General features: G+C 74.4%; 2 protein-coding genes and 1 tRNA gene. 1 reads left to right on the top strand and 2 read right to left on the bottom strand.

The genetic code is table 11. The annotated features are described in order from the left end of the window. Window positions 1-68: 68 nt before the first annotated feature. Both ACFWI9_RS25175 and ACFWI9_RS25180 read right to left on the bottom strand, forming a co-directional pair. Window positions 69-140: transfer RNA gene (locus tag ACFWI9_RS25175), tRNA-Val, on the bottom strand. Between the two features lie 39 nt (window positions 141-179). After that, window positions 180-641 carry an SRPBCC family protein gene (locus tag ACFWI9_RS25180; protein WP_387165325.1) on the bottom strand — a complete coding sequence of 154 codons (462 nt, stop codon included), beginning with the start codon at window positions 639-641 and terminating at the stop codon, window positions 180-182. Between the two features lie 105 nt (window positions 642-746). Here ACFWI9_RS25180 and ACFWI9_RS25185 point away from each other — a divergent pair, with 105 nt between their 5' ends. Continuing rightward, complete coding sequence (locus ACFWI9_RS25185; RefSeq protein WP_387165326.1) at window positions 747-3,296, top strand: SCO7613 C-terminal domain-containing membrane protein; 2,550 nt, start codon at window positions 747-749, stop codon at window positions 3,294-3,296. Window positions 3,297-3,450: the final 154 nt, after the last annotated feature.

Consider the following 3,450-nt stretch of genomic DNA (forward strand, 5'->3'; position numbering starts at 1 on the left):
GAGTTGGTTTGTTCGCCTCCCTCTCCGTGCTGCTGGTGGTTCTCGCCCCCCCCCCCCCCCTCTCCCGGTGGGCGATACTGGGTTCGAACCAGTGACCTCTTCGGTGTGAACGAAGCGCTCTCCCACTGAGCTAATCGCCCGGGAACGCACTGAACCATACAGGTAGCGGCGGGCCTCCTTCAAACTCCTTCCCCGTCCCGCGCCAGATAGGCGGTGAGCCCACGGCGTCCGGCGCGCATCATCACCGCGTGGTTGACCCGAAGGACCGGCCGCGCGATGAGTGCCAGCCGCCGCATCAACGGGCGCTGCACCACCACTTCCTGCTCATAGCGGGCGCGGGTGCCGCCATCGCCGCTCGGTGTGAGGGTCCAACGGGCCCAGCCGACGAGGTCTCCGGCCATCCGCGCCTCCAGGACCCCAGATCCGGGATCCAGCCGGCTGCCGCGGGCGGTGACGACGAGGTCGCAGGGCAGCAACGAGCGGAAGCGGGCAGCGGTGGAGTGACCGCCGAGAGGGATGACCTCGCGGACCTGCGGCCACCACCGGGGGTAGTCCTCGGCCCGTTCCAGCACGGCATAGACGCGTGCGGGCGGTGCGGGCAGCCGCCAGAGGCTCTCGAAGCGGAAGCAGTGCGAGTCCATAGCCCGAGTGTGCGCCGGGTACGCCGGTATGTGCGCACGTACTCATGGATGATCTGAGTACGCGCACGCATACCGGTGTGCTGTGCCGAAGACCACACTGCAGGCATGGAGAACCCTTTGCCGCCTGCCGAGGAGCTGCGGCTCATCGATGGCGAGCTCGCCCTACTCGACGCACGGCGAACCTGGTTGCTGACCCGCAGGACCTGGCTGGTGCAGAGCCTTCAGGCGCTCGGGACGCATGGCACGGGCCCGCAAGGTGCTTCCGGACCGATGTGGCCCGCCCGCCCGGGTGCTTGGGGCACGCCGGCCTCCCCGGCATCGGCGACGCCGCGGGCTTCCTCGCCCAGCGCGCAGAACGTGCTGCTCACCCTGGGCGGGATCCTGCTGACGATCGCGGCGATCGCCTTCACCGTGGTCAGCTGGGGCCATCTCGGCATCGGCGGGCGGTCCGTGGTGCTCGGCGTGGTGACGGCCGCGGCTCTGGCGGCGCCGCTCCTTCTGCTGCGGCGCGGGCTCACGGCGACCGCGGAGGCGGTGGCGGTGCTGGGCCTTGTGCTGACGGTGCTCGACGCGTACGCGCTGCGCCGCGCGGTTCTGCCGGACACCGGCGCCGTCCTGTACACGGCCGTCGCCGCGGGCGTGCTCGCCGCTCTGTGGGCGGGCTACGGGCTGCTGCGGCGCAGCCTGCGCACCCCGTTGCCGGTGGCTGTGGTGGCCGCGCAACTCCCGCTGCCGCTCTGGGCCCTGGGGACGCATGCGAGCTTGTCGGCGACGGTATGGGCGGTGCTGGCCACGGCGGCGTTCGACATCGCCGTCGCGCTGAAGGCGAAGCCGGGCGCCGTCCGTGTGACGGGGACGACGGGAGCCGTGCTGACCGGCGGCTGGTCGCTGCTGGCGGCGGGGTGGCTGTCGCTGCTCGCGGACTCACCGGTGCTCGCGCTGGAACCGGGGCTGCTGCTGCTCGCGGGCGGTGGCCTGGCGCTCGGCGCCGCGTGGCGGGAGCCGGCGTCGGCCCCGGTGACCGCCGCGGTAGCGGGCCTCGCCCTGGTCGCGGCGGTGGGCGGTGTGGTGCGCACCGCGGTGCCCGCGTCGTGGGTGGCGCCCGGCTATCTGCTGTGTGCGGTGGCCCTGCTGTTCGCCCTGCGGATACCGGTGCCGCGCGGGGTCCGTACCGGCCTGTCGGTGGCATCTGCTCTGGTGCACGCCATGGCGCTGGTCATGGCCCTGCCGTTCGCACTGCTCGCGTTGGCCCGTCCGCTGTCCCTCGCCGACTCGGTCTGGTCCGGCGTCCCCGCCGCCGAGGCTCTGCTGCCCGGCATGTCCACGGCACCTGTGATCCTCGCCATGGTCGCCGTGGTGCTCTGGGCGGCGCCCCGCCTGCTTCCGGCCGCCGTCCCGCTGCCCCGCGCCGCCGGGCTTTGCGGGGCGCTCGTGCTGACCTGCTGCGCCGGGTTCACCGCGACCGCCCACCCGGCTGTTCCGTATCCGGCGACGCTGACGCTCCGGACGCTGCTGGTGACGGCGGCGTTCGCGGTGGCCGTGCTGGCCGACCGCGGGAGCCTCGGGCCCGGACGTGCCGGTGCCGTACCCCACGCGGACAGCCCGGTGACGGAGGCGGAGGGCGTGTCGGGCAGCGGCACGGCGGCGGCACCGGCGACGGCCGCCCGGTCCGGCATACGGCCCGGAGCCGGCGGCCCGCTCGCGCTGACCGCACTGGTCTGCGCGGTGGCCGGGGCTCTGAGTGTGGCCGCGCTCGGCCTGGCCACACGTCCAGCGACCTTCGTCGTACTGGCGTCGCTCGCAGCGGTGTCCGCGGCGGCGGCGGTGTCGGCCCGCGGGGTCGTCCGGATCGTGACCGCTTGTGCGGCCGTGCTGTGGGGCGCGGGTCTGGTCGGGGCCACGGCGGCGACGGCGGGGCTGCCCACCCACCAGGTGGGCATCGCGCTGCTGGCCGTACCTGCGGTCACCGCGGTGCTCGCCGCCCGCCTGCGCACTCAGCCGGTGGCACTTCCGGTCGAGCTCACGGGGGCGACGGCCGGTCTGGTCGCGCTCGGTCTCGCGGTGCCGCACGCGCCGACACTGGCACTGGCGCTGTCCCTCGCGGGCGTGATCGCGGCGGGCACCGCGCTGCGATCGGATCGGCGCCCGTTCGCCGGGTACACCGCCGTGGTGCTGTTCGTGGTGGCCTGCTGGGTGCGCCTCGGCGCGTCGGACGTGTCGGCGCCGGAGGCTTACACGCTCCCGGTGACCGTTCCGGCTCTCGTGGTGGGTCTGCTGCGGCGGCGCCGGGACCCGGAGGCGTCGTCATGGACGGCATACGGTGCCGGACTGGCCGTGACACTGGTGCCGAGTCTGCTCGCCGCCTGGGGCGACGCGCACTGGCTGCGTCCACTGCTGCTGGGGTCGGCGGCGCTCGGCCTCACGCTCGCCGGCGCCCGGCTCCGCCTCCAGGCGCTGCTGGTGCTCGGCGGCGCGACCCTGGCGCTGGACGCGCTGCATGAGCTCGCGCCGTATGTGATCCAGGTCGTCGGCGCCCTGCCGCGCTGGCTGCCGCCCGCCGTCGCCGGGCTGCTGCTGCTCGCCGTGGGCGCGACGTACGAGCGGCGGCTGCACGATGCGCGCAGGCTGCGCGAGACGCTGGGCCGCATGCGCTGAGACGGCCCTCTCCGGGCGGTCCGCACGCTGGTCCGATCGGGTGAAATCACGGAGGGGGCGGGGGGGGGGAGGGCGGCGGCGGGGCGCCCCGGAGGGGGGGGGGTGTTGGGTGTGTGGTATGTCGGAGAGAGGGGGGGAGTTCAGGTCGCGCTCG

Source organism: Streptomyces sp. NPDC127084 (genome assembly GCF_042724175.1).
Classification (GTDB): Bacteria; Actinomycetota; Actinomycetes; order Streptomycetales; family Streptomycetaceae; genus Streptomyces.

What these genes read in the sequence shown, in the direction of transcription:
- ACFWI9_RS25180 (WP_387165325.1), bottom strand. Translation starts at nt 641, where the DNA reads ATGGACTCGCACTGCTTCCGCTTCGAGAGCCTCTGGCGGCTGCCCGCA.
- ACFWI9_RS25185 (WP_387165326.1), top strand. Translation starts at nt 747, where the DNA reads ATGGAGAACCCTTTGCCGCCTGCCGAGGAGCTGCGGCTCATCGATGGC.